The sequence below is a fragment of the Halomonas sp. THAF5a genome, assembly GCF_009363755.1.
Classification (GTDB): domain Bacteria; phylum Pseudomonadota; class Gammaproteobacteria; order Pseudomonadales; family Halomonadaceae; genus Halomonas.
The window spans coordinates 3,743,412-3,768,751 of sequence record NZ_CP045417.1; the positions used below are offsets into that span (position 1 = coordinate 3,743,412).

A 25,340-nucleotide genomic window follows, 5' to 3' on the forward strand; every position below is an offset into this window, starting at 1 on the left:
GGCGGGTGGGGCGTGGCGTTTCACGATACGCAGAACACCAACAACGTCATGAGGAGCATCACCATGAGCAACAAGGCCGTCATCAACACCGACCAGGCGCCCGCCGCCATCGGCCCCTACTCCCAGGCCATCAAGGCCGGCAACACCGTCTACATCTCCGGCCAGATCCCCCTCGACCCGGCCAGCATGGAGATCGTCTCCGACGACTTCGAGGCCCAGGCGCGCCAGGTCTTCACCAACCTTAAGGCCGTCTGCGAGGAGGCCGCCGGCACCCTGCAGGACGTGGTCAAGGTCAACCTCTACCTGGTCGACCTGGGCCAGTTCGCGGTGGTCAACCAGGTGATGGAGGAGTTCTTCCAGGCGCCCTTCCCGGCGCGGGCCGCGGTGGGCGTGAAGGCGCTGCCCAAGGGCGCCCTGGTCGAGGCGGAAGCCGTGATGGTCATCGGCGACTGATCGCCGCCTCCCCCCCGGCATGCGCCTCTTCCTGGCCCTGATGCCGCCGCCGGTCCTGCGCCGGCGGCTCGGTGAGCTCGCCGACCGGGCCCACGCCCGCCTGGGCGGACGCCGCGTCCCCGACGACAGCCTGCACCTGACCCTCGCCTTCCTCGGCGAGGTGCCGCAGGCGCAGGGCGAAGCGCTCGCGCGCTGGCTGGAAACACGGGAGATCCCGGCGGGGGAGTGGCGCCTGGACGCCTGGGGGGCCTTCCGCCGCCCGGGCATCGTCTGGGTGGGAAGCCGGGCGCCCGACCGGGCGCTGGCAGAACTCCAGGCCGCGCTCTGGAACGAGCTCGAGCAGCAGGGCATCGCGGGCCGGCCGTCACGCTTCATCCCCCACGTGACGCTGCTGCGCCGGGTCCCTCGCCTGGAGCGCGCCAAGCCGTCGCCGCCGGACCTCGTCTGGCCCTACCGGCGAGTGGCGCTGCTGCGCTCCTTCACCGACCGGGACCGCGCCCGCTATCAGATCCTCGCCCGGTCGCCGCTGGCCTGAACCCGGCGTCCCTGATCCGTCACCGGCGCCTCACGCCTTCACGGGCAGGAAGCCCCCCGCCTTCAGCACCTGGGCATAGCCCTCGCGAAAGCTCGGGTAGCGGAAGCGATAGCCGCTCTCGAGCAGTCGCGCGTTGTCGCAGCGCTTGCTGGCCCGCCGGCGCAGCGGCGACTGGATGGTCTCGGTGGCCTCGACCTTGAGCTGCGTCGCGAGCCAGGCCATCACCTCGTTGAGCGGCGCGGGCTCGCAGTCGCTGGCGAGATAGAGCGGCGCGAGCGGGGTACAGGCGAGGGACAGGCCGATCAGGTGCGCCAGCACCCCGGCACAGTCGTCGCGGTGGATGCGGTTGGAGTACATCACCGGGCTCGCCGGCGCGATGCGTCCCTCGCCGACCTGACGGATCAGGCGGTCGCGACCGGGGCCGTAGATGCCCGAGAAGCGCACCACCGTGCCGGGCAGGTCGTGGTCGATCAGCGCCTGCTCGGCCTCGCACATCAGGGTGCCGGAGAACCCGGAGGGTTCGGCGGGGCTCGTCTCGTCGACCACCTCGCCGTCGCGCTGGGCATAGACGCTGGTCGAGGAGACGAAGAACACCCGCTGCGGGGGGCGGTCACGGTCGGCGAACGCCTGGAGCATGGCCTTCAGGCCGTCGGGATAGGCGGCGCGATAGGCCTCCTCCTCGAAGCGATCGGCGCTGACCACGTAGACCAGGGTATCGGCGTCGGGCAGGCCTTCGAGCGTGGCCGGGTCGGCGAGATCGACCGCCACGGCCTCGAGGCCGCTGCCCTCGAGCGCCCGAGGGTGGCGACGGGCCCCGATCACGCGGTGCCCCGCCGCGAGCAGTTCGCGTCCCAGCGCCGTGCCGATGTCGCCGCAACCGAGAATCAGTGTCGTCGTCTTCACCTTTCCCTCACCCCCTGATAAAAAGTCCCTATTGGCATTATTGTGTCTCGTCCTGTCGGGCATGATCGCCTGAGACCGTCACCCGCTTTAGAAGAGGATGCCTGCCGGCACCACATGACTCTAACAGAACTCCGCTATATCGTGACACTGGCCCAGGAGCGCCACTTTGGACGCGCCGCGGAGCGCTGCTTCGTCTCCCAGCCGACCCTGTCGGTGGCCGTCAAGAAGCTCGAGGAGGAGCTCGGCGTGGCGCTGTTCGAGCGCTCGAAATCCACCGTCCAGGTCACCCCGATGGGGGAGAAGATCGTCGAGCAGGCCCAGCGCGTGCTGGAGCAGAGCAGCGTGATCAAGGAGCTGGCCACCGCCGGCCGCGACCAGCTGGCGAGCCCGCTGCGCATCGGCGCCATCTACACCATCGGCCCCTACCTCTTCCCCTACCTGATCCCGGAGCTCTCCCGCCAGGCGCCCCAGATGCCGCTCTACATCGAGGAGGGCTTCACCGGCAACCTGCGCCGCAAGCTCAGAAGCGGCGAGCTCGACGCCATCATCATCGCTCTGCCCTTCACCGAGACCGACGTGCTCACCAAGCCGCTCTACGAGGAGGCCTTCGAGGTGCTACTGCCGGCCGACCACCGCTGGGCGGAACGCGAGAGCATCGACAAGGAGGACCTGCTGGAGGAGCGCCTGCTGCTGCTCGGCGAGGGACACTGCTTCCGCGACCAGATCCTCGAGGCCTGCCCGGCGATCAGCCACCAGCTCAACAGTCCCTCCAACACCCTCACCGCCGAGGGCGGGTCGCTGGAGACCATCCGCCACATGGTGGCCTCGAAGCTCGGCATCACCGTGCTGCCAGGCTCGGCCATCGGCACCGGGCACTACGAGAGCGGCATGCTGATCAGCCGCCCCTTCACCGCCCCGTCGCCCTCGCGCACCGTGGCGATCGCCTGGCGCGCCAGCTTCCCGCGGCCGCGGGCCATCGATGCCGTCACCGACGCCATCGCCCACTGCCGACAGGTCGAGCTCGCCCCGGCATGAACGGCCTCGATGCCCCCGTCACGGACCTCAAGGGGGTCGGCGAGGCGCTGGCCGGCAAGCTCGCCCGGCTCGGCATCGAGCGCGTCGCCGACCTGCTGTTCCATCTCCCGCTGCGCTACCAGGACCGCACCCGCATCACCCCCATCGCCACCCTGAGCGCCGGTCACGAGGCGGTGGTGGAGGGCGAGGTGGTCGCCGGCGAGGTGGTGCATGGCCGCCGGCGCAGCCTGCTGGTGCGCCTGCGCGACGGCTCCGGCCTGCTCAGCCTGCGCTTCTTCCACTTCTCCCCGGCCCAGCAGCAGCAGTTCCAGGCCGGGGCCCGGGTGCGCGCCTTCGGCGAGGCCCGGGCCGGCGCCACCGGCCTCGAGCTCTACCACCCGGAGTATCGTCTGCTGGGCGGCGGCGAGGCCCCGGTGGAGGATCACCTGACGCCCATCTACCCGGCCACCGAGGGGCTCCACCAGACCCGCCTGCGGGCGCTGATCGACCAGGCCCTGGCGCGCCTGGACGCCGACCCCGAGGCCCTGCCGGACGGCATTCCCGAGTCGCTGCGCCAACGCTTCGCGCTGCCCGACCTGCACCACTGCCTGGACACCCTGCACCGGCCGCCGCCGGAGGCCGACCCCGAGCAGCTGGCCGGCGGCCACCACCCGGCCCGGCGCCGCCTGGCCCTGGAGGAGCTGCTCGCCCACCGGCTCAGCCTGCAGGAGGTGCGCCAGCGCATCCAGGAGGACGGCGCCCCGGCGCTGCACGGCGGCCGCGGCCTGCAGGCGCGCTTCCTGACCCAGCTGCCCTTCTCGCTGACCGGCGCCCAGCGCCGGGTGCTCGACGAACTGGCCGCCGACCTGGGACGCCAGGTGCCGATGCTGCGGCTGGTGCAGGGCGATGTCGGCTCGGGCAAGACGGTGGTCGCCGCCATGGCGGCGCTCTCGGCCATCGCCGCCGACTGCCAGGCGGCGATGATGGCACCCACCGAGATCCTCGCCGAGCAGCACTACCGCACCTTCCGTGCCTGGTTCGAGCCGCTGGGCATCGAGGTGGCCTGGCTCTCGGGCAAGCTCAAGGGCAAGGCGCGCCTGGACACCAAGGCCGCGATCCACGACGGCCGGGCGCGCATGGTGGTGGGCACCCACGCGCTCTTCCAGGGCGACGTGCACTTCCAGCGCCTGGGGCTCGCCATCATCGACGAGCAGCACCGCTTCGGCGTCCACCAGCGCCTGGCGCTGCGCGAGAAGGGCGAGGCCGGCGGCCTCACCCCCCACCAGCTGGTGATGACCGCCACGCCGATCCCCCGGACCCTGGCGATGAGCGCCTACGCCGACCTCGACGTCTCGGTGATCGACGAGCTGCCCCCCGGGCGCACCCCGGTGAAGACCGTGGTGATGCCCGACGAGCGCCGCCCCGAGGTGATGGCGCGCATCCGCCACGCCTGCGCCGAGGGGCGCCAGGCCTACTGGGTCTGCACCCTGATCGAGGAGTCCGAGGCGCTGCAGTGCCAGGCCGCCGAGGCGACCCGCGACGAGCTCGTCGAGACGCTGCCGGAGCTCGCCATCGGCCTGGTCCACGGGCGCATGAAGCCCGCCGAGAAGGCCGAGGTGATGGCGGCCTTCAAGGCCGGCGAGCTGGACCTGCTGGTCGCCACCACGGTGATCGAGGTCGGGGTCGACGTGCCCAACGCCAGCCTGATGATCATCGAGAATCCCGAGCGGCTGGGGCTCTCGCAGCTGCATCAGCTGCGCGGCCGGGTCGGGCGCGGCGCCGTGGAGAGCTTCTGCGTGCTGCTCTACCACCCGCCGCTCTCCGCGCACTCCCGGGAGCGGCTGGCGGTGATGCGCGAGACCACCGACGGCTTTCGCATCGCCGAGAAGGACCTGGAGATCCGCGGTCCCGGCGAGGTGCTGGGCACCCGCCAGACGGGGCTTGCGCAGATGAGGATCGCCGACCTGGAGCGCGACGCCGACCTGCTGGAGCGGGTCGCCCCCCTGGCCGAGGCCCTGCTGGCCAGTCACCCCGACGCCAGCCAACCGCTGATCCGCCGCTGGCTCGGCGAGCAGGCGGGGCGCTACGGGCAGGTCTGACAGCGGCAAGCGGCAGCATGAAACCGCCAAAGCAAAAGAAAACCCGAAGGACAAGGCCTTCGGGTTTTCTTTTAGCTCGGCGCTTGTAGCTCGGCGCTTACAGGTGCTTGAGCAGGCGCTGCAGCTGCTTCAGGTCGCCGGAGTCGCCGACCAGGCGCACGGTACCGGCCATCATGCCGTCGAGGAAGGCCTGCTGGGTGGGCCGCCTGAGCACCTTGAGTGCCGTGGCCTCATCCGCGAAACGCAGCTCCAGGTCGAGATCCACCGGCAGGCCCGGCCCGGAGCGGATGCCCTGCGGCGACATGCGGTAGTGCCGGGCGATGGCGAGGTCCTCGGTGGCGATGCCCCAGTCCAGCCCGCGCCGCTCGGCCAGCAGCTCGCGAAACCGCGCCCGGCGGCGCAGGGCGCGCTTGAGCAACAGCCCGAGCAGCCACAGCATCAGTCGCAGCTTCATATCGGCTCCGGGTCCGGAGGAGAAGGGGGAGGATCACGCGGCCCGCGGGCGAAGCGGGCCGCAGCGCCTTACTTGCCGACGGCGTCCTTGAGGCCCTTGCCTGGCTTGAAGGCGACGGTCTTGCTGGCCGGGATGGTCAGCGGCTGGCCGGTCTGGGGGTTCTTGCCGGTGCGGGCGGCACGCTCGCGCACGGTGAAGGTACCGAAGCCGATCAGCGACACGTCCTGTCCCTGCGATACGCTCCCGGTGATCTCGTCGAGAATGACGTTGAGCACCTGGCTGGCCTTGTCCTTGGATAGATCCGCACGCTCGGCAATCGCCGCGGCGAGTTCTGGCTTGCGCATACAGCCCTCCTGATATTGGCATCGAGATGCCGGCGTTCGTCGCCGACTGATTGATGATTTCATACGCGCCGTCAGCGCATCACGCGCCCATCTTCCATCGTGCAGGCGACGATGGTGCAGTGATCGTGTCCGCGGGATGCGAAACGCATCGCGCACTCGGCAGTGCCTCCAGTGCCGCGACCCGATGACCGCGAGAGGCCCGGTGGTTGACGCAACTAGCCTAGCAACGGCGGCGCGGCTCGCGCCAGTTCGACTTTCCGACGCACCGCGCGTCCTGTCAACGCAAAGCCGAGCAGCCGCCCCGTCTCGTCCTCGGCCAGCGCCGTCAGGTCGCGCCCCTCGCCCTCCAGGCGCCAGCGCGCCGGGCTCTCGGCCGGGGGGAGCGCCACCACCGGCAACAGCGGCGTCTTGACCAGTACCGGCCAGGGCCCGTAGGCCACCGGGGTGGGGGTGCCCGTCAGGGTCTTCGCCAGGGCCTTGGCGCTGGCCAGCAGCGGCTGGACGTACATGGCGTTGACCCCGTCGACGCAGGCCACGTCGCCCAGGGCATGGATGCCGGGCGCCGAGGTGGCCAGCCGGCGGTCTGTATGGATCCCCGCCTCGCCGACCCGGAGCCCGGCCGCCTCGGCGAGCGCGGTGCGCGGCGTGAGGCCGGTGGCCACCAGCACCAGATCGGCGGAGAGCGACGCGCCGTCGTCGAGCCCCACCGCGACGCCCTCGCCTTCGGCCGCGAGCCCGTCGACCGTGCGCTCGGTGTAAAGCCCCATGCCGGCCTCGCGGAAGGCCTCGCCCAGGGCGTGGCCCAGGGCCTCGGGCAGCAGCCGCGGCAGGGGCGCCGGTTCCGGGGCCACCAGCGCCACCGCATGGCCCCCCGCCGCGAGGTCGTTGGCGAACTCGCAGCCGACCAGGCCGACGCCGATCACCGCCACCCGCGCCGGACGGCCGAGCGCCGCCAGGGCCTCGTGGAAGGCGCGGTAGTCGTCCAGGTCGTTGACGCTGAAGACCCGCCCGGCGACGGCCTCGGGCACCCGGAAGGGCCAGGCCGGGGCCGCCCCGGTGGCCAGCACCAGCTCGCTCCAGGACAGGGTCTCGGCGCCGATGGTCAGGGTCCGGGCCGCGGGGTCGATCGCCTCGACCCGGGTGTGGGGGCGCACCACGGCCTCGAGCTCGTCGGCCACCTCTAGGGCCGAGCGCGCCGCCAGGCGTGCCGGGGGCAGACGCTTGGCGAAGCCGGTGGAGAGCAGCGGCTTGGAGTAGTCGTCGCCGCTGTCGGCGGTGATCAGGGTCATCGGTCGCGCGGGGTCGAGCTGGCGCAGCTGACGCAGCAGGCCGAGCCCCGCCATGCCGGAGCCGATGATGGTCAGGGGGGCGGTCATGGCACTCCTCGAGTCGGGGGCCGGGGCGGCCCGTCACGGAAAAGCGTGTCGACCCGCCATGGTACACTAGCCGCCCTCGAAATCGACGCGGAGAGACACGGTGAGCAACGGCTCGGCACGCGATCCACGCTGGCGCCCCCTGGCGGCGGCACGCCCCGCCATGAGTCCCGACTGGTGGCGCTGGGTGGCGTCCCGCGACTCGCTCACCGCCCGGCTGATCGCCGCCGGGGGCCGGCGGCCCTTCCGGGTCCGCCTGCTGGACCAGCGCCTCGGCCGCCCCCGCCGCGACGAGGCCCTGGCCCTGGGGCTACCCCTCGGGCGCCTGGCCTGGCTGCGCGAGGTGGCGCTCTGCCTGGACGCGCGCCCCTGGGTCATGGCCCGCTCGGTGGTGCCCCTGGATGGGCTGCACGGCCAGCGCCTCGACCGCCTGGGCGAACGCTCCCTGGGCCACTGGCTGTTTCGCCAGCCCGACCTGATCCGCGGGCCCCTGGAGGTCACCGCCGACCCGCTGCCCTTCGAGGCCGTCGACGGTCCCTGGGCGCGCCGCTCGGTGTTTCGCCACCGGCGCTTCGCGGTGCTGGTCCAGGAGTCCTTCCTGGCCACCATGGCGGATGACCTCGGGCTCCCTTCACGCTAGGCTCTGGTCCAGTTTCCGATGCCCCTATCAGGCGGCACCGGGGGCAAGCCGAACAGGAGGTCCTACGCCATGGATGGCGTCGGTAGCGTACAGGGAGGTATTCACAGCGCCTCCTGGTTGGTCCGACACTTCGGGGCTTGTCACCGGTTCAGCCCCACCCCAGACAGCTCAATGACTCTCATGAGGTAGAGATGGACCGTTCGCTGATGCGCCCCACAGGCCTGGCCCGGCTGCCCGACTTCCTGCACCTGACCCGGCTGGACCGCCCCATCGGCACCTGGCTGCTGATGTGGCCCACCCTGTGGGCCCTGTGGGTCGCCGCCGAGGGGCTACCCGGCCGCCGGGTGCTGCTGATCTTCATCGCCGGGGTCTACCTGATGCGCGCCGCCGGCTGCGTGGTCAACGACTACGCCGACCGTCACCTCGACGGCCACGTCAAGCGCACCAAACACCGCCCCCTGGCCACCGGGCGCATCGCCGAGGGGGAGGCCCAGGGGCTCTTCGCGATCCTGGTGATGGCCGCCTTCGTGCTGGTCTGCTTCACCAACCTCTTCACGGTGATGCTCTCGGTGGTGGGAGTGGCGCTGGCCGCCCTCTACCCCTTCATGAAGCGCTACACCCACCTGCCTCAGGTCTTTCTCGGCGCGGCCTTCTCCTGGGCAATCCCCATGGCGTTCGGCGCGGTGCTGGGCTCGGTCCCCCCGGTGGCCTGGCTGCTGTTCGCCGCCAACCTGGCCTGGACGGTGGCCTACGACACCGAGTACGCCATGGTCGACCGCGACGACGACCTGAAGATCGGCATCAAGTCCACCGCGGTGCTGTTCGGCCGCGCCGACCGGCTGATGATCGGCCTGCTGCAGGGCCTGACCCTGGCGCTGCTGGCCTGGGCCGGGGGGCTTCTTGGCCTGGGCGGCTTCTTCTGGCTGGGGCTCGCCGCCATGGCGGCGACCTTCGTGCACCAGCAGCGGCTGATCCGCGAGCGCGACCGCGAGCGCTGCTTCCAGGCCTTCCTCAACAATCACTGGTCGGGCCTTCTGGCCTTCGCCGGCATCGCCCTCTCGCTGTGGCCGGCGGGACCTGGCGGATGAGCAGGGCAGCCGAGCGGGCGACAGCCCCGGCCTGTCACGCTATTGTCATCATCAGGTGTTGTCATCGTCATCGACCTGCCATAGACCATGAGGCTTCGGGATGAGCGCCAAGACCGTACTGATCGTCGACGATGAGGCGCCGATCCGCGAGATGATCGCGGTGGCGCTGGAGATGGCCGACTATCGCGTCCTCGAGGCGGACAGTGCCCAGGCGGCCCACGCCATGGTGGTCGATCACCAGCCCGACCTGGTGCTGCTCGACTGGATGATGCCCGGCACCAGCGGCATCGAGCTGGCCCGTCGCCTCAAGCGTGACGAGGCCACCGCCGACCTGCCGATCATCATGCTCACCGCCAAGGGCGAGGAGGACAACAAGATCCAGGGGCTCGAGGCCGGGGCCGACGACTACATCACCAAGCCCTTCTCGCCCCGGGAGCTGGTGGCGCGGCTCAAGGCCGTGCTGCGCCGCGCCACTCCCCAGGGGGTCGAGGACGCGGTGGAGATCGACGGCCTGGTGCTCGACCCAGTCAGCCATCGGGTCAGCGTCGACGGCCGCTCGCTGGAGATGGGGCCCACCGAGTACCGCCTGCTGCAGTTCTTCATGACCCACCAGGAGCGCGCCTACACCCGCGGCCAGCTGCTCGACCAGGTATGGGGCGGCAACGTCTACGTCGAGGAGCGCACCGTGGACGTGCATATCCGCCGCCTGCGCAAGGCGCTGGGCGAGCCCCACCAGCAGCTGATCCAGACCGTCCGTGGCACCGGTTACCGGTTCTCCGCCAAGGGCTGACGTGGGTCGCCTGTGGAGACGCGAGGGCTGGCGCCTGGCGGCTCTGGTCACCCTCGGTGCCCTGCTCGGCTGGCCCTTCGCCGCCGTGCCGAGCGGCATCGCCGCCGGCATCGCCCTCTGCCTGGCCTTCCACCTGCGCCAGCTCCACGCCCTCTACCAGTGGTTGACCCACCGCCCCCAGGAGGAGCCCCCCGCCGCCAGCGGCCTGTGGGGGGAGCTCTTCGACCGCCTCTACCGCTACCAGAAGAGCCAGCGCCTCACCCAGCAGCGCCTGCGCGCGACCCTGCAGCGCATCCAGGAGTCCTCCGAGGCGATGCGCGACAGCGTGGTGATGCTCGACCGCCACGGCGACCTGGAGTGGTGGAACAGCGCCGCCGAGCAGATGCTCGGCTTCCAGCCCCAGCAGGACCGCGGCCAGCACATCACCAACCTGCTGCGCGATCCGCGCTTCGTCGACTACTTCCACGGCCGCGACTACCGTGAGCCGCTGACCCTGGCCTCGCCCATCGACGAGTCGCGGGTCCTGCAGTTCCAGATCACCCTCTACGGCGACGACGAGCGCCTGGTGATGGCCCGCGACATCACCCGCCTGCACCGCCTGGAGCAGATGCGCCGCGACTTCGTGGCCAACGTCTCCCACGAGCTGAGAACGCCCCTGACGGTGCTCGCCGGCTACCTGGAGACCTACACCGACATGGCCGAGGCGCTGCCGCCTCGGCTGGGCCGCGGCCTGGCGTCGATGCAGGCCCAGACCGAACGCATGCAGAACCTGGTCGACGACCTGCTGCTGCTGTCGCGCCTGGAGATCGACCGGGGCGGCCGCCACGACGGCCCGCTGGACATGGCGGCACTGCTCGAGGCGGTGCGCCGCGACGCCGAGGCGCTCTCCGGCGGGCACCACGTCATCTCGGTGGAGCAGACGGCGGCCGGCGCGCTGATCGGCGACGAGAAGGAGATCCGCAGCGCGCTCTCCAACCTCGCCTTCAATGCCGTGCGCTACTCGGGCGACGGCTGCCATATCGTGCTGCGCTGGCGCCCCCTGGGCGACGGCGCCTGCCTGGAGGTGCAGGACGACGGCGAGGGCATCGACCCGGTGCACCTGCCGCGCCTCACCGAGCGCTTCTACCGCGTCGACAAGGGCCGGAGCACCGCCACCGGCGGCACCGGCCTGGGGCTCGCCATCGTCAAGCACGTGCTGCTGCGCCACGACGCCCGCCTGGAGATCGACTCCCGCCCCGGCCGCGGCGCCACCTTCCGCTGCGTCTTCCCCGCCGGCCGCCTGCAGGCGGCGGCTCAGCGCGCCTGAGGCGTCGCGACGCTGTCCAGGCCGCGGTAGTGGCGGTCCCACATCAGCACGCCGGCGGCCACGGCGCCGGGCAGCAGGAAGAGGTTGGCCAGCGGTAGCCAGGTGATCAGGGTCACCCAGCCGCCGTAGGAGAGGGTCGGCCAGCGGCGGGCGGCGAGCCGGGCGCGCATGTCGCCAAAGCTGACCCTGTTGTTGTCCATCGGGTAGTCGAGGTAGGTGATGGCCATGACCCAGGCCGTGAAGGCCGCCCAAAGCAGCGGCGCGATCAGGTTGAGCACCGGGATCCAGCTCAGCACGAAGAGCAGCGCCATGCGCGGCAGGATATAGGCCAGCTTGACCAGCTCGCGGCCCATGGCGTCCACCGCGGTCTTCGCCAGGCCGCGGTCGTCAAGGGGTGGACGCCCGGTCGCCTCGACCTCGACCCGCGCCGCCAGGAAGCCGTAGAAGGGCGCGGCGATCAGGTGGGTCACCAGGGTGAAGGTGAAGAAGACGATCAGCGTAAGGCTCACCACGAACAGTGGCCAGATCAGCCAGGAGAGCCAGGAGAGCCACTCGGGCACCATGGCCATCCAGCCGTCGAGCCAGCCGCCGAAGTGCCCCAGCACGTAGCCGAGCATGGCGCCGTAGACCAGCAGGTTGACGAGTATCGGCAGGAAGACGTAGCGGCGCAGGCCGCGGGAGTAGACCAGGCGGGTGCCGCGGGTCAGCGCGGTCAGGGCATCGAGCATCCGGACAGTCCTCATCAAGCACGTGAAGGCCGCCGCCCGAGGGGCGGCGGCCTGCGCATTGAGGGTCAAGCGGGGAGCGAGGTCAAGACTTGCGCTCGAAGATGTCCTTGTCGAGGTCCTCGGGGTCGGTGTGGCGGATGTCGAGCCCCTTGACCAGGTAGACGACGTACTCGGCCAGGTTGTTGGCGTGATCGCCGATGCGCTCCAGGGCGCGCAGGATCCACATCACGCTGAGCACCGGCGAGATCGCGCGGGCGTCCTCCATCATGAAGGTCATCAGCGAGCGCATGGCGCTGCCGTACTCGTTGTCGACCTCGTCGTCCTCGTGGACCAGCTTGAGGGCCAGGTCGGTGTCGAGGCGGGCGAAGGAGGTCAGGGCGTCGCGCACCATGCGGCGCACGTGCTCGCTGATCATGCGCACCTCGACGAAGCCGCGGTTGCCGCTGTCGGACTCGATCAGGTCGATGGCGTTGCGGGCGATCTTGCTCGCCTCGTCGCCGATGCGCTCCAGGTCGGAGGCGGCGCGGATCACCGCCAGCACCAGGCGCAGGTCCGAGGCGGTGGGCTGGCGCCGCGCCAGCACCTGGGTGCACTCCTCGTCGATCTTGATCTGCATGTCGTTGACGGCACGGTCGTTGTCGACCACCCGCTGGCCGAGCTCGGAGTCGCGGTCGAGCAGCGCGCCCACGGCGTCCTGGACCTGCTTCTCGACCAGGCCGCCCATGGCCATCAGGTGGGTCTTGAGCTCGTCGAGCTCCTGGTTGAACTGCCGCGAGATATGCTGGCTGTGGATATCGCTGGTAATGTCCATGGGACCTCTCCTTGGGGCCGGCCGTCAGGCCATGCGCCCGGTGATGTAGTTCTCGGTGCGCGCCAGGCGCGGATTGGTGAACAGGGTGTCGGTGGGGGCGTACTCGACCAGCTCCCCCTGCTGCAGGAAGGCGGTGTAGTCGGAGACCCGCGCCGCCTGCTGCATGTTGTGGGTGACCAGCACCAGGGTCAGGTGCGACTTCAGGTTGCGGATCAGCTCCTCGATCTTGAGCGTCGAGATCGGATCCAGCGCCGAGGCCGGCTCGTCGAGCAGCAGCACCTCGGGCCCCACCGCCAGGGTGCGGGCGATCACCAGGCGCTGCTGCTGGCCGCCGGAGAGCGACCAGGCCGAGGCGCGCAGCCGATCCTTCACCTCGTCCCACAGCGCCGCCGAGCGCAGCGACCACTCGATGATGTCGTCGCGCTTGCGCTTGCTGAGCCCGCCCTGCAGGCGCAGCCCGAAGGCCACGTTGTCGTAGATCGACATCGGGAAGGGATTGGGCGACTGGAACACCATGCCCACCCGTCGCCTCAGCTCCGCCACCGCCACCCCGGAGGCATGGATCTCCTCGCCCTCGAGGGTCACCTCGCCTTCGCGCACCACCTCGTCGTTGAGGTCGTGGAGGCGATTGAGCACCCGCAGCAGGGTCGACTTGCCGCAGCCCGAGGGGCCGATGAAGGCGGTGACACGGTGCCGCGGGACCCTCAGCGTGAGGTCCTTGAGCGCCAGCTTGTCGCCATAGGCGAGACTCAGCCCCCGGATGGCCAGGCTGCTGGCCTCGGGGGGAAAGTCGATGATCGCCGCCGGGTCGGGCGACGACCGCTGTTCCTTCACGAGTGGCATCGAGACTCCCGGGTGGCGCCGCGCGTCGGGCCTCATCGACGCACGGGCGCCCCATGACGCGTACTGAGATGATGCCGCAGAAATATTGCGGTCAGGTTAAGCACCAGGATCACCAGCACCAGCAGCAGCGCCGTGGCATAGACCAGCGGCATCGCGGCCTGGACATCGCCGCCGTGGAAGGCGGCATCGAAGATGTGGTAGCCCAGGTGCATGAACTTCCTTTCAAGATGCAGGAAGGGAAAGTCGCCGTCCACCGGCACCTGCGGCGCCAGCTTGGCGACCCCCACCAGCATCAGCGGCGCCACCTCGCCGGCGGCCCGGGCCACGGCCAGGATCACCCCGGTGAGCATGGCCGGGGCGGCCATCGGCAGCACCACCCGGGAGAGCATCTCCAGCCGGGTCGCGCCCAGTGCCAGGGCGCCCTCGCGCTGCTGGTCGGGAATCCGCGCCAGCCCCTCCTCGGTGGCCACGATCACCACCGGCAGGGTCAGCAGCGCCAGGGTCAGCGAGGCCCAGAGCAGCCCGCCGGTGCCGAAGGTCGGCGAGGGCAGCGCCGCCTCGAAGAACCAGGTGTCCAGGCGCCCCCCGATGCCGTAGACGAAGACCCCGAGGCCGAAGACGCCGTAGACGATGGAAGGCACCCCCGCGAGATTGCGCACCGCGATGCGCACCAGCCGCGTCAGCCGGCCCTGGTGGGCCACCTCGTTGAGGTAGATCGCCGCCAGTACGCCGAAGGGCGTCACCAGCAGCGACATCAGCATGACCATCAGCACGGTGCCGAAGATCGCCGGCCAGACGCCGCCGGCGGTGTTGGCCGCCCGCGGCCCCTCGGAGAGGAAGTGCCAGACGCCCTCCCCCCAGGCGGCGAGCTTCTCGAGGGGCGACATGGCGTTGGGACGATAGGCGCCCAGCACCTGCGCCAGCGGCACCCTCAGAGGGGTGCCGTCGGCGGTCGCGAGTTCCAGGCGACCGCCCGTCATGGCCAGCTGGAGCTCGCGCAGCCGGGCGTGGGCCTCCCGGAGCTCGCGCGCCGCCGCGTCGTCGCGTCGCCCGGCCAGCGGCAGGATCACCTCCTCGCGCAGGCGGTCCCGGGCGTCGCGCAGGCGACCAAGCTCGGCCAGGCGCGCCTCCAGGGCCGTCCAGGCGGCCTCCCCTTCGAGGCGCTCTCGTCCCGCGCCCTGCAGCGCCACCAGGCGGCCGATGGCGCGGCCATCGCGGCGCTCCACCACCACCAGATCGGCCGGGTGGCGGACCGCCGCGATGGCCGAGACCCGCACCCAGGCCCAGCGCTCGCCGTCCAGGTCGCGATTGCCGGTGCGATAGAGGCGCTCGAGGCCGTCGTCGTCGGCGAGCGGCACCTCGCGGACCCGTTCGCCGGCGAGCTGGCGGCCATCCTCGAGGGTCACGAGCGCCAGCGGCGACGGCCAGAAGTGACCCAGGCCGCGCACGGTCAACAGCGCCAGCAGCGCCAGCAGCGCCAGCAGCGAGAGCGCGACGCTGCCGGCACAGAGCCAGGCCCCGGCCCCTTCACCGCGGGGCAGGCGCAGCCGGCGAGAGACGACAGCCTTCATGATGCGCTCCTCATGCTCCGCCCCCCAGGCGCCGATAGCGGCGACGCAGGCGGGTGCGCACCAGCTCGGCCAGGGTATTGACCAGGAAGGTAAAGAGGAACAGCGCCAGGGCCGCCAGCAGCAGCAGCTGGTAGTGCACGCCCCCGGGGCCGGCCTCCGGCAGCTCGATGGCGATGGTCGCCGCCAGGGAGCGCAGGCCGTCGAGCGGGTTCAGGGTCATCAGGGCGGCATTGCCGCTCGCCATCAGCACGATCATGGTCTCGCCCACGGCCCGCCCGGCGCCGATCATCACCGCCGAGAAGATCCCCGGCGAGGCGGCGGGCAGCACCACCCGCCAGAGGGTCTGCCAGCGGGTCGCCCCCAGCGCCTGGGCGCCCTCCGCGAGGCTCGACGGCACCCCCGAGAGGGCATCCTCGGCCAGCGCGTAGACGCTCGGCATCACGGCGAAGCCCATCGCCGCGCCGACGATCAGGGCGTTGCGCACGGCGACGTCGAGCCCCAGGCGCACCTCCAGGAAGCGGCGCAGGTCGCCGTCGAACGCCACGGCCTCGAGCCAGGGCGCGAGCCACACGGCAACGGCCAGCACCAGCGCCAGCCAGGGCACCAGCCAGAGCCCGGCCCAGCCCAGCGGCAGCGCCTCACGCCAGGGTGCGGGAAGCCACGCGCGCAGCCCCCCGGCCAGCAGCAGCCCCGGCACCAGCAGCAGCAGGGCGGCGGCGACCTCGGCCAGGTGTCGCTCGACCCAGGGCGCCAGCACCAGGCCGGCGACAAAGCCGACGACCACCCCCGGCAGCGCCTCCATCAGCTCCAGCGTCGGCTTCAGGCGGCTGCGCAGGCGCCGGGACATGAACAGCGACGAGTGGGCCGCCGCGCCCAGCGCCAGGGGCACGGCGATCGCGAGCGCCCAGGCCGCCGCCTCCAGGGTGCCCCAGGCCAGCGGCGCGAGGCTGATCCGCGGCGCCTCGTCCGGCGCCAGGGTGGCCGTGGGCGCCCAGCGATGGCGGGTGCCGTCCTCGGCCGCCTCGCCGCCGCCCTCTCCCCCTCCCCAGAGCGCCTCGGCGGGGATCGCGCTCGCCTCCCCCGAGGGCCAGAACAGCGGCACCACCTCCACCGCCAGGAAGAGCCCGATGGCCAGCAGCGCGGCGATCACGCCGATGCCGCCCGCGGTGATCAGCGCGGTGGCCAGGCGATCGCGCCCCTGACGCAGGCGGCGTCGCACGGCTGTCGGCGGAGGGGAGTCGAGCATGACCGGACCTGTGGGAGACGAGGGCTAACCAAAGAGTACGACAGGGTGATGACAGACGGATGACAGCGTCAGCCGTCGTCGTCCAATGCCAGCGCGCGGCGCTGGCGTCGTCGCTGGGATTCGGTCAGGGCGACGAAGCCGAGCTCCTCGACGATGGCCTGGCCCGCGGGCGAGAGCACCAGGTCGAGGAAGGCCCGCTCCGGGGCCGGCAGCGCCTCGCCCGGCGGCAGGTTGAGGTAGAGATAGAGGTCGCGGGAGAGGGCGTAGTCGCCGCGGCGCACCGCTTCGGGGTCGGGGGCGAGAAGCGCCCCGTCGTCGTCGCGGCGGGCCAGCGCCCGGACGCCCGGCGTCAGGTGATTGAGGCCCGCGTAGCCGATGGCCCGGGGATCCTCGGCCACCGCCGCCACCACCGCCGCCGAGCCGGGATGCTCGTGGATCGCCGGACGGAAGAGGCCGCCGCAGAGCGCGACCCGCCGGAACAGCGCCTGGGTGCCGGAGGCCGCATTGCGGCCGTGGAGGCGGATGCGCCCCTCGGGCCAGTCGAGGCCCAGCGCCTGCCAGTCGCGGATCGCGGCCGGGGCCCCGCAGCGCCGGGTATCCGAGAAGACGGCGTCCAGTTCGCGGCGCCCCAGGCCCGCCAGCGGATTGTGGCGATGCACCACCACCACCAGGGCGTCCCGGGCCACCGTCAGCTCCCGGGGCGGATAGCCATGACGCTCGACGAAGGCGCGACGCTCGGCGTCGCTCATGGGGCGCGACATCGGCCCCAGCCGGGTGGTCCCGGCCACCAGCGCCGGCGGCGCGCTGGCCGAGCCGCTGGCCTGCAGCTGCAGTCGGATGCCGGGGTGGCGGCGCCCCAGCGCCTCGCCCCAGCGCAGCATCAGGCCCGCCATGGTATCGGAGCCCATGGTGCCCAGGGTGCCGACGATCGCCTCGCCGCTGTCCCGATCATCGACCCGGGCCTGCCCCTGGGCCAGGGGCACACAGCAGGCGATCAGCAGCCAGAGGAGCGGACGACGGAAGGGGGCGACAGACATGACGGCTCCTCAAGGCGCGACGGTAAAGAGGACGATAGCGGGAGATCGCGGCCGGCGACAGGATGTCACACCGCCGCGGTGGTGAACGCAGGGCCACGACGTATACCATGGAGCGGCGATACACCCGTCCCCCCCGACGCCCCACAACAACAACGCGAGTCGACACGCCCGCCATGACAGACATCGACGATACCCCCGCGCCCCAGGGTCGATTGACCCTCAAGCTGCTGGCCAGCCGCCAGGATACCAACCTGCACGGCGACATTCCCGGCGGCTGGCTGGTCGCCCGCATGGACGAGGCCGCCGAGGTGGCGGCCGGCCGCGAGGCCCTGGGCCGCACCGCCAACGTGGCCATCGAGGCCATGGATTTCCTCTGCCCGGTGCGGGTGGGCTCCATGGTCAACATCTTCACCCGCGTCAGCGAGATCGGCCACAGCTCGATCAAGATCGATGTGGAGGTGTGGATCCGGGCCCCTCACGAGCGCGATCCCCAGGAGCTGCACAAGGTCACCGAGGCGCGCTTCGTGATGGTCGCCCTGGACGACAACGGGCGGATCCGCGGCGTGCGCCAGCACGACTGACCCGGGCCCCCGCCGCGGGGCGCGGCGAGGGCGGCCGTGCAGGGGCGCCTCAGGCCCCGACCTTCTCCCGGGTCTTCAGGTAGGCGAGCTCGCCCACGTCGGTGAAGCGGCGCACCCTCTGCTGGAACGCCGTGTAGGAGTCGTAGACCCGGCGCGACGTCTCGTCCTTCTCGACCTGCTCGGCGAGGACCTCGCGGGCGGCATCGTGGAGCGCCACCAGCACCTCCTCCGGGAAGGTACGCAGCTGCACACCGTGCTCGTCGACCAGGGTCTCGAGGGCCTCGGCGTTGCGCACCGCGAACTCGCTGATCATCGCCATGTTGGCGGCCATGGCCGCCTCGCTCACCACCGCCTTGAGGTCGTCCGGCAGGGCGTTCCAGGCGTCCAGGTTGACCGTCCCCTCGAGCACCGCGCTGGGCTCGTTCCAGGCCGAGGTGTAGTAGTAGGGCGCCACCTGGTGCAGGCCGAAGGCCAGGTCGTTGTAGGGCCCGACCCAGTCGGCGGCGTCCAGCACGCCGGTCTGCATCGAGGTGAAGATCTCGGCGCCGGGGGTGCTCACGGTGGTCACGCCGATGCGGTTCATCGCCTCGCCGGCGAGCCCCGGCAGGCGAAGCTTGAGACCCTGCATGTCCTCCAGAGAATGAATCTCCTTCTTGAACCAGCCCCCCATCTGGGTGCCGGTGTTGCCCACCGCGAAGGGCTTGAGGTTGTGCTCGGCGTAGAGCTCGTCCCAGAGCGCCTGACCGCCGCCGTGGTAGAGCCAGGCGTTGGTCTCGGTGGTGGTCATGCCGAAGGGCACGGCGGTGAAGAACTGGGCGGCCAGCGTCTTGCCGCGCCAGTAGTAGGAGGCGGAGTGGCCGAGCTGCGCGGTGCCCTGGCCCACCGCGTCGAACACCTCCATGGCCGGGACCAGCTCGCCGGCACCGTGCACGCGGATCTTCATGCGGCCCCCGGACATGCGCTCGATGCGCTCGGCGAAGTCGTTGGCGCCGGTGCCCAGCGCCGGGAAGTTCTTGGGCCAGGAGGTCACCATGTTCCAGGTGATGGTCTCCTGAGCGCTGGCCGTGGCGATGAAGGGGGCGGTGGCGCCGGCGGCGGCACCGACGCCCACGTTCTTGAGAAACTGACGGCGTTGCATGGCGAGCGTGACTCCGTGAGGGGGTGATTCCCGCGGGGAGGCGGGGATGGGGTTGACCGCCCCGGAGTATGCGTCACGGCTGAATTGGCCGGCAAGCGCCGCACCCGGCGGGGCGAGAGGGGTCTGAGGGGTCAGAGGGGTCAGAGGGGCGTCAACTTGGCGAAACCCAGCACCAGCCACTTGTCGCCCTCGCCCTCGAAGCTGACCTGCACCCGGGCGCGCTCGCCTTCCCCCTCGGCGTTGAGGATCACCCCCTCGCCGAAGACCGGATGACTGACCCGCTGGCCCAGCGCCAGCGAGGGCAGGTCGCCGCCGCCGTCGACGCTCTCCTGGCGGGGACCGGGGCGCGAGGCGGTGACCGGCCGCGAGACCTGGCCGCGCAGGCGGACCTCCTCCAGATACTCCTCGGGCAGCTCGCGCAGGAAGCGCGACGCCCGCTGGAAGGTCTCCTTGCCGTGCAGCCGGCGAAGCTCGGCGTGGGTCAGGTAGAGCTTCTGCATCGCCCGGGTCAGGCCCACGTAGCAGAGCCGGCGCTCCTCCTCCAGGCGCCCCGGCTCCTCCATGGACATCTTGTGGGGGAAGAGCCCCTCCTCGATCCCGGCGATGAACACCACCGGGAACTCCAGCCCCTTGGCCGAGTGCAGGGTCATCAGCTGCACGCAGTCCTCGAACTCGTCGGCCTCATGGTCGCCGGCGTTGAGCGCCGCCTCGGAGAGGAAGGCCTCCAGCGCCGCCCCGCCCTCGCCGGCCTCGGGCGGCTCGAAGCTCTCGCCCTGGGTAAAGGCCCTGGCGGCGGTGACCAGCTCCTCGAGGTTCTCGACCCGCGCCTGGCCCTTCTCGCCCTTCTCGCTGCGGTGGTGCTCGATCAGTCCGGAGACGGTGACGACGTGATCGATGATCTCGTGGAGCGCCAGGCCCGCGGTATCGTTGTCGAGCCGCTCGATCAGCTCACTGAAGGCGCGCACGGCCGTGGCGGCGCGCCCCTTCAGCGAGGCGTCGAGCAGCGCATCGTGCAGGGCCTGCCACAGCGAGACCTCGGCCTGGCGGGCGCGGGTGCGCAGCACCTCGACGGTGCGGGTGCCGATGCCCCGGGCCGGCACGTTGATCACCCGCTCGAGCGAGGCGTCGTCGTCGCGGTTGAGCAGCAGGCGCAGGTAGGCCAGGGCGTTCTTGATCTCCAGGCGCTCGTAGAAGCGCTGGCCGCCGTAGATGCGATAGGGCACGCCCTGGCGGATCAGCGTCTCCTCGAGCACCCGGGACTGGGCGTTGGAACGGTAGAGGATGGCGATCTCGCGGCGGTTGACGCCTTCCTCGACCTTCTCCCGGATGGTGTCGACGATGAAGCGCGCCTCGTCCAGGTCGTTGAAGCCCGCGTAGACCGAGATCGGCTCGCCGCGATGGCCGGCGGTCCACAGCTCCTTGCCCATGCGCTCGCTGTTGTGGCGGATCAGGGCGTTGGCGGCGTCGAGGATGGCGCTGGTGGAGCGGTAGTTCTGCTCCAGGCGCACCGTCTTGGTGGCGGGGAACTCCTCCTCGAAGCGGCGGATGTTCTCGATGCGCGCCCCGCGCCAGCCGTAGATCGACTGGTCGTCGTCGCCGACCACGGTCATCGGGGTCGACATGCCGGTGAGCAGCTTGAGCCAGGCGTACTGCAAGGTGTTGGTGTCCTGGAACTCGTCGACCAGCACGTGGCCGAAGCGCTCCCGGTAATGGGCCAGCAGCGCCGGGTTGTCGCGCAAGAGCTCCAGGCTCCTGAGCAGCAGCTCGCCGAAGTCGACCAGCCCGCCACGCTCGCAGGTCAGCTGGTAGCGATCGTAGAGCTCGACCATCTGCGCCATGTAGGCGTCGCCGTGGGCGTCGACCTGGTGGGGGCGCAGCCCCTCCTCCTTGCAGCCGGAGATGAACGACTGCACCTGGCGCGGCGGGAAGCGCTCGTCGTCGATGCTGTGGTCCTTGAGCAGCCGCTTGATCAGGCGCAGCTGGTCGTCGCTGTCGATGATCTGGAAGTGCTGGGGCAGGCGGGCATCCTGCCAGTGGGTGCGCAGCAGGCGATGGGCGATGGAGTGAAAGGTCCCGACCCAGACGTGGCGCAGCGAGATGCCGAGCAGCGCCTCCAGGCGGGTGCGCATCTCGCGGGCCGCCTTGTTGGTGAAGGTCACGGCGAGCAGCGCATAGGGCGAGAGCCCCTCGGCCTGCATCAGCCAGGCGATGCGGTGGACCAGCACCCGGGTCTTGCCGGAGCCGGCCCCGGCCAGCACCAGCATGTTGCCCTGGGGGGCGCTGACGGCCTCGCGCTGGGCCGGGTTCATGTGGTCGAGAATCGCCGTGACGTCGTCCATAGCGCAGGGGTAGCCGGGTCAAAAAATGGAGGCCCAGCTTAGCATATCGCGCTCGGCGCTGGCCGAAGGCCTAGGGCTTCCCCTCCTGCTCCGGGAAGCGCAGCGGGTTGAGGCTCTTCTTCACCGCCTTGAGCTGCTCGGCGAGCTTGGGGCCGCGGGTCTTGGCCACGCCCACGGCGAGCACGTCGACCAGCACCAGGTGGGCGATGCGCGAGCTCATCGGGGTGTAGATCTCGGTGTCCTCGTGGACGTCGATATAGAGCGGCAGGGTGACCTCATCGGCGAGCGGCGAGCCGCTGGGGCAGAGCCCGATCACCGTCGCGCCGGCCTCCCGCGCCAGCCGCACGCTGGCCACCAGGGCCCGGGTGCGGCCGGTCTGGGAGATCGCCACCACCACGTCGCCCTCCTTGAGGGTCACCGCCGACATGTTCTGCATGTGCGGGTCGGTGTAGGCGGCGGTGGAGATCTGCAGGCGGAAGAACTTGTGCTGGGCATCGGCGGCCACGGCCCCCGAGGCGCCGAAGCCGTAGAACTCCACCCGATTGGCCATGGCCAGGGCGTTGATGGCCTGGCTCAGCGCCTCGTTGTCGAGCCGGTCGCGCACCGACAGCAGGGTGCCCACGGTGGAGTCGAAGATGCTGTGGGAAAACTCCACCACCGAGTCGCTGTCGTTCATCGAGAACTGGGCGAACTGGCTGCCGGAGGCCAGCATCTGGGCGAGCTGGAGCTTGAAGTCCTGGAAGCCGTTGCAGCCCAGGGCACGGCAGAAGCGCACCACGGTGGGCTCGCTGACCTTGGCCTCGGTGGCCAGGTCGACGATGCGCATGTGGATCACTTCCTCGGGGTTGCGCAGCACGAAGCGCGCGACCTTCTGCTCGGAGCGGCGGAAGTGCTCCATGCGACGTCTCATCTCATCGAACAGGGCACGGCTCACTCGGGGGCTCCTTGCTGGCGGGCCGCCTCACGGGAGGGCGGCATCACGATGGGTGGGTTCATGCCCACAGTATGCCCCAAGCCGAGGAGCGATGCGCACCCCGTCGCACAGGAGGGCGCGGTCACGGGCGCGACGGACAGCGTTGACGGCGCGTCGTGCATTTTCCGCCTCGGCCGTCATCATTCTGTCAAGTGGGATATAGTAAGAGTTGCAGTGTCGGGCAGCGTCATGGATGCCGGCACATTCACTGCAGAAAGGAGAGTCGATCATGCGTAATGTCGAACGGTTATCCTCCCTCAAGAGTGAACTCCTCGACATCTTCATGAGCATGGAAGTGGTCGAGCACGAACAGCGGTCGCGCAGCGCCGCCCAGCGCAACCTGCGCGCCCGCCGCGGCATCGAGCTGCACAACGAATTCAAGCGCCTCTCCCAGGAGATCGCTCCGCTTCCGGAGGAGACGCTGGCGGAAGACGAGATGCACTGACCGCCCCGGGCGGCGCCTCGTTCCCGGACGCAACGAGCCCCGCAGGGCGGGGCTCGCAGGAGACGCGACGCGCCGGCACAAGCCGGCGAGCCAGGGTCAGAGGCTGGAGACGAACACCGCGATCACGCCGATGGGCGCGATGAAGCGGGAGATCACGGTCCAGACCTTCGTGCCGGTCTCGCCGAGGCCCAGCTCCTGGCGCACGCCCTCACGATCCAGCACCCAGGCGACGAAGACGATCGCCATCAGGCCGGTCAGCGGCAGCAGGAACTTGCTGGTCACCGTGTCGAGCAGGTCGAAGACGTTCAGGCCGAAGATCAGCACGTCGCTCCAGACGTTGAACGCCAGCAGCGCGGCGATGCCCAGCGCCCAGGTCGCCGCACCGGCCACCAGGGTGGAGGCGAAACGCGACAGCGGCGTGCGCTCCTCGACGAACTCCACCACCGGCTCGAGCAGCGAGATCGCGGAGGTCAGGGCGGCGAAGGTGAGCAGAAGGAAGAACATCAGGCCGAGGATGACGCCGCCGCCCATGTTGCCGAAGGCCAGCGGCAGGGTGACGAAGATCAGGCCCGGGCCGGAGCTGAGATCCAGCCCATTGGCGAAGACGATGGGGAAGATCGCCAGGCCGGAGACCAGCGCCACCACGGTGTCGAGGATGATCACGGTCCGCGCGGTCTTGAGCAGGTTGATCTCCTCGTTGAGGTAGGAGCCATAGGCCATCATGATGCCCATGCCCAGCGACAGGGTGAAGAAGGCCTGGCCCATCGCCGCCAGGATCACGCCGCCGTCCACCTTCGAGAAGTCGGGGTTGAACATGAAGCCCAGCGCCTCGCCGAAGTAGCCGGTGGTCATGCCGTAGCCCACCAGCACCACCAGCAGCACGCCCAGCGCCGGCATCAGGCTGCGCACGGCGCCCTCCAGCCCCTTGGTCACGCCGCGGGCGACGATGCCGATCACCAGCAGCATGAACACCGAGTGCCCCGCCAGCAGCAGGCCGGGGTTCGCCAGCATGCCGCTGAACAGCCCGCCGATGCCGTCGGCGTCCTGGCCGCTGAAGGACCCGGTCACCGAGCTCAGGGTGTAGTAGAGCGACCAGCCGCCGATCACGCTGTAGAAGGAGAGGATCAGAAAGGCCCCGAGGATGCCGCTGATGCCGACGATCATCCAGCCGCGGGAGGCGCCGGCCGCCGTGGCCAGGTCGGCCATGGCGTTGGCCGGGTTCTTCTGGCCTCGACGGCCGACCAGCCATTCGGCGACCAGGATCGGCAGGCCGACCAGGCCGATGCAGAGCAGGTAGATGAGCACGAAGGCGGCGCCGCCGCTGTCGCCCACCATGTAGGGAAACTTCCAGATATTGCCCAGACCGACCGCCGAGCCGGTGGCCGCGAGAATAAAGGTCAGTCGGGAGGACCAGTGTGCGTGTTGCTTAGTGGACATAAATCACCCTGATGGTACGTGTCGTCATCGATCGATCGGATGCGATGACGGCGTTGTGGTTGTAGTCGCCACGTCCACGGCCTCCCGGATCGCAGGAGACCGCTTTCAAGGGCATTACGGATGCCTGACAGGATCGCTGCCGGTACAACTTCCGCGGCGCCTGGGGCGCGACGCGGACACCTCATGATGGATCACGTCGAGGAATCACACAGGATAGGTGCAAAACCCCACATGATCCGATGGCAAGTGACGATCGACCCGTAAAAGTATCCGATCATACGCTTGTTGACCAGTCATCCGGAGAAAAGCGTCCGCTGCGCCGAGGGGATCAGAACAGCGCCGCCTGAGAGGCGCCGGGGAAGGTCGCCAGGGGCGGCAGGGCGAGGCGCTCGGCGAGCCGCCCATGCAGGCGACGCGCGAGGTCGGGGGCCCGGCGGTTGTCCGGCGTGTGCACAAGGAGGAAAGGGGTTTTCCCCTGTTTTATCCACAGGGAGAGGCGCTCGATCCAGGGGGTGAAGGCCCGCTCGTTGATGGCGTCGTCGAAGTGACCGATGAAGCGCACCAGCGGGAAGTCGCCCGTGGAAAGCACGTGTAACGGGAGTCGCGGCTTCTCGGCCTGAGCTCGCGCCAGGCCGGGATGGGCCTCGGGGGGCGTGGCGAAGAGCGAGCGCGCATCGAGCATCACCCGATCGGCCCCGTGAGTTATCAACAACCGGTTGAGAGCCGTCTCGGCGCCCCCCTTGTGGAAGAATTCCGGGTGGCGCACCTCGACGGCGCAGGGTAGCCCCGCCGGCCAGCCCGCCAGCAGCGCCTCGAGCCGGGGCAGCGCCTCGGGGCCGACCTCCCGGGGCAGCTGCACCATGGTCGGCCCGAGCCGGTCGTGCAGGGGCGCGAGCGCCGCGAAGAAGGCCTCGAGGTCGGCCTCGATGTCCACCAGGCGCTTCTCGTGGGTCAGGCGCCCCGGCAGCTTGAAGCAGAAGCGGAAATCGGGCGGCGCCTGGCGCGCCCAGGCGGCCACCGTCGCGGGCCGCGGGGCCCCGCTGTAGAAGGTGGTGTTGCCCTCCACGGCGGAGAAGACCCGGGCGTAGTCGGCCAGCCGGTCATCATTGCCGCCGTGGGGCGGGTAGAGGCCGCCGCGCCAGTCGGGGTTGGCCCACATCGGCAGGCCCAGGTGCAGGCGCGGCGGCGACAT

Annotated in this window: 25 protein-coding genes; 10 read left to right on the forward strand and 15 right to left on the reverse strand. The window is 70.6% G+C overall.

Annotation, left to right across the window (positions count from 1 at the left end):
• Nucleotides 1-63 precede the first annotated feature (63 nt).
• Both FIU83_RS17095 and thpR read left to right on the forward strand, forming a co-directional pair.
• A complete protein-coding gene (locus FIU83_RS17095) occupies nt 64-453 on the forward strand; it encodes a RidA family protein (RefSeq protein WP_152485129.1) in 390 nt (129 codons plus the stop codon).
• A gap of 19 nt (nt 454-472) precedes the next feature.
• Nucleotides 473-988 carry an RNA 2',3'-cyclic phosphodiesterase gene (gene thpR, locus FIU83_RS17100; RefSeq protein WP_152485130.1) on the forward strand — a complete coding sequence of 172 codons (516 nt, stop codon included), beginning with the start codon at nt 473-475 and terminating at the stop codon, nt 986-988.
• Nucleotides 989-1,018: 30 nt separating this feature from the next.
• Here the strand turns inward: thpR and FIU83_RS17105 are convergent, their stop codons facing one another.
• Entirely contained in the window at nt 1,019-1,891 is an 873-nt protein-coding gene (locus FIU83_RS17105) for an SDR family oxidoreductase (protein ID WP_152485131.1), read from the reverse strand.
• A gap of 114 nt (nt 1,892-2,005) precedes the next feature.
• On the opposite strand from FIU83_RS17105, the gene FIU83_RS17110 reads away from it, so the two are divergent.
• Nucleotides 2,006-2,926 (forward strand): hydrogen peroxide-inducible genes activator, encoded by a 921-nt coding sequence (locus FIU83_RS17110; RefSeq protein ID WP_152485132.1) that lies wholly within the window; start codon nt 2,006-2,008, stop codon nt 2,924-2,926.
• Nucleotides 2,923-5,004: an ATP-dependent DNA helicase RecG gene (gene recG, locus FIU83_RS17115; RefSeq protein ID WP_152485133.1), complete on the forward strand. Its 2,082-nt coding sequence runs from the start codon at nt 2,923-2,925 to the stop codon at nt 5,002-5,004. The genes FIU83_RS17110 and recG overlap by 4 nt, the downstream gene beginning before the upstream one ends.
• 97 nt (nt 5,005-5,101) lie before the next feature.
• On the opposite strand, the gene FIU83_RS17120 is transcribed toward recG, so the two are convergent.
• The 3 genes from FIU83_RS17120 to FIU83_RS17130 form a co-directional block, all read right to left on the reverse strand.
• The gene (locus tag FIU83_RS17120; protein WP_152485134.1) at nt 5,102-5,458 is read right to left on the reverse strand and encodes a hypothetical protein; all 357 of its coding nucleotides are present in this window, start codon (nt 5,456-5,458) and stop codon (nt 5,102-5,104) included.
• Between the two features lie 68 nt (nt 5,459-5,526).
• The gene (locus tag FIU83_RS17125) at nt 5,527-5,802 is read right to left on the reverse strand and encodes an HU family DNA-binding protein (RefSeq protein WP_152485135.1); all 276 of its coding nucleotides are present in this window, start codon (nt 5,800-5,802) and stop codon (nt 5,527-5,529) included.
• A 215-nt stretch (nt 5,803-6,017) separates the two neighbouring features.
• On the reverse strand, nt 6,018-7,178 hold the full coding sequence (locus tag FIU83_RS17130) for an FAD-dependent oxidoreductase (protein ID WP_152485136.1): 1,161 nt from the start codon (nt 7,176-7,178) through the stop codon (nt 6,018-6,020).
• 160 nt (nt 7,179-7,338) lie between these two features.
• Here FIU83_RS17130 and FIU83_RS17135 point away from each other — a divergent pair, with 160 nt between their 5' ends.
• The 4 genes from FIU83_RS17135 to phoR all read left to right on the forward strand — a co-directional run bounded on the left by FIU83_RS17135 (nt 7,339) and on the right by phoR (nt 10,999).
• Nucleotides 7,339-7,815 (forward strand): chorismate lyase, encoded by a 477-nt coding sequence (locus tag FIU83_RS17135; RefSeq protein WP_152485419.1) that lies wholly within the window; start codon nt 7,339-7,341, stop codon nt 7,813-7,815.
• 191 nt (nt 7,816-8,006) lie between these two features.
• Nucleotides 8,007-8,903, forward strand: coding sequence for a 4-hydroxybenzoate octaprenyltransferase (gene ubiA / locus FIU83_RS17140; RefSeq protein WP_152485137.1), 897 nt, complete (start codon nt 8,007-8,009; stop codon nt 8,901-8,903).
• 100 nt (nt 8,904-9,003) lie between these two features.
• Nucleotides 9,004-9,693, forward strand: coding sequence for a phosphate regulon transcriptional regulator PhoB (gene phoB / locus FIU83_RS17145; RefSeq protein ID WP_108446233.1), 690 nt, complete (start codon nt 9,004-9,006; stop codon nt 9,691-9,693).
• Between the two features lies 1 nt (nt 9,694).
• Nucleotides 9,695-10,999, forward strand: coding sequence for a phosphate regulon sensor histidine kinase PhoR (phoR, locus tag FIU83_RS17150; protein ID WP_152485138.1), 1,305 nt, complete (start codon nt 9,695-9,697; stop codon nt 10,997-10,999).
• Here the strand turns inward: phoR and cysZ are convergent.
• From cysZ to FIU83_RS17180, 6 genes are all read right to left on the reverse strand, one after another.
• On the reverse strand, nt 10,987-11,727 hold the full coding sequence (gene cysZ, locus FIU83_RS17155) for a sulfate transporter CysZ (RefSeq protein ID WP_152485139.1): 741 nt from the start codon (nt 11,725-11,727) through the stop codon (nt 10,987-10,989). The genes phoR and cysZ overlap by 13 nt on opposite strands.
• Before the next feature lie 82 nt (nt 11,728-11,809).
• Nucleotides 11,810-12,538 (reverse strand): phosphate signaling complex protein PhoU, encoded by a 729-nt coding sequence (gene phoU, locus FIU83_RS17160; RefSeq protein ID WP_152485140.1) that lies wholly within the window; start codon nt 12,536-12,538, stop codon nt 11,810-11,812.
• 24 nt (nt 12,539-12,562) lie between these two features.
• Complete coding sequence (pstB, locus tag FIU83_RS17165) at nt 12,563-13,381, reverse strand: phosphate ABC transporter ATP-binding protein PstB (protein WP_152485141.1); 819 nt, start codon at nt 13,379-13,381, stop codon at nt 12,563-12,565.
• 32 nt (nt 13,382-13,413) lie between these two features.
• Nucleotides 13,414-14,952, reverse strand: coding sequence for a phosphate ABC transporter permease PstA (gene pstA, locus FIU83_RS17170; RefSeq protein ID WP_152485142.1), 1,539 nt, complete (start codon nt 14,950-14,952; stop codon nt 13,414-13,416).
• A 10-nt stretch (nt 14,953-14,962) separates the two neighbouring features.
• Entirely contained in the window at nt 14,963-16,198 is a 1,236-nt protein-coding gene (locus FIU83_RS17175) for an ABC transporter permease subunit (protein WP_152485143.1), read from the reverse strand.
• A gap of 68 nt (nt 16,199-16,266) precedes the next feature.
• A complete protein-coding gene (locus FIU83_RS17180) occupies nt 16,267-17,235 on the reverse strand; it encodes a phosphate ABC transporter substrate-binding protein (protein WP_152485144.1) in 969 nt (322 codons plus the stop codon).
• Nucleotides 17,236-17,408: 173 nt separating this feature from the next.
• On the opposite strand from FIU83_RS17180, the gene FIU83_RS17185 reads away from it, so the two are divergent.
• Nucleotides 17,409-17,816, forward strand: a complete 408-nt coding sequence (locus FIU83_RS17185) for an acyl-CoA thioesterase (protein WP_152485145.1) — start codon at nt 17,409-17,411, stop codon at nt 17,814-17,816.
• Between the two features lie 49 nt (nt 17,817-17,865).
• Here the strand turns inward: FIU83_RS17185 and FIU83_RS17190 are convergent, their stop codons facing one another.
• The 3 genes from FIU83_RS17190 to hexR all read right to left on the reverse strand — a co-directional run bounded on the left by FIU83_RS17190 (nt 17,866) and on the right by hexR (nt 22,227).
• Nucleotides 17,866-18,954, reverse strand: a complete 1,089-nt coding sequence (locus tag FIU83_RS17190; RefSeq protein WP_152485146.1) for a TRAP transporter substrate-binding protein — start codon at nt 18,952-18,954, stop codon at nt 17,866-17,868.
• A gap of 140 nt (nt 18,955-19,094) precedes the next feature.
• Nucleotides 19,095-21,293: a DNA helicase II gene (gene uvrD, locus FIU83_RS17195; protein WP_152485147.1), complete on the reverse strand. Its 2,199-nt coding sequence runs from the start codon at nt 21,291-21,293 to the stop codon at nt 19,095-19,097.
• Nucleotides 21,294-21,363: 70 nt separating this feature from the next.
• The gene (gene hexR / locus FIU83_RS17200; protein WP_152485148.1) at nt 21,364-22,227 is read right to left on the reverse strand and encodes a transcriptional regulator HexR; all 864 of its coding nucleotides are present in this window, start codon (nt 22,225-22,227) and stop codon (nt 21,364-21,366) included.
• 268 nt (nt 22,228-22,495) lie between these two features.
• On the opposite strand from hexR, the gene FIU83_RS17205 reads away from it, so the two are divergent.
• Nucleotides 22,496-22,711, forward strand: coding sequence for a PA3496 family putative envelope integrity protein (locus tag FIU83_RS17205; protein WP_152485149.1), 216 nt, complete (start codon nt 22,496-22,498; stop codon nt 22,709-22,711).
• 96 nt (nt 22,712-22,807) lie between these two features.
• Here the strand turns inward: FIU83_RS17205 and FIU83_RS17210 are convergent, their stop codons facing one another.
• Nucleotides 22,808-24,148, reverse strand: coding sequence for a sodium-dependent transporter (locus FIU83_RS17210; RefSeq protein WP_152485150.1), 1,341 nt, complete (start codon nt 24,146-24,148; stop codon nt 22,808-22,810).
• 328 nt (nt 24,149-24,476) lie between these two features.
• On the reverse strand, nt 24,477-25,340 hold the full coding sequence (locus FIU83_RS17215; RefSeq protein WP_152485151.1) for a DUF72 domain-containing protein: 864 nt from the start codon (nt 25,338-25,340) through the stop codon (nt 24,477-24,479).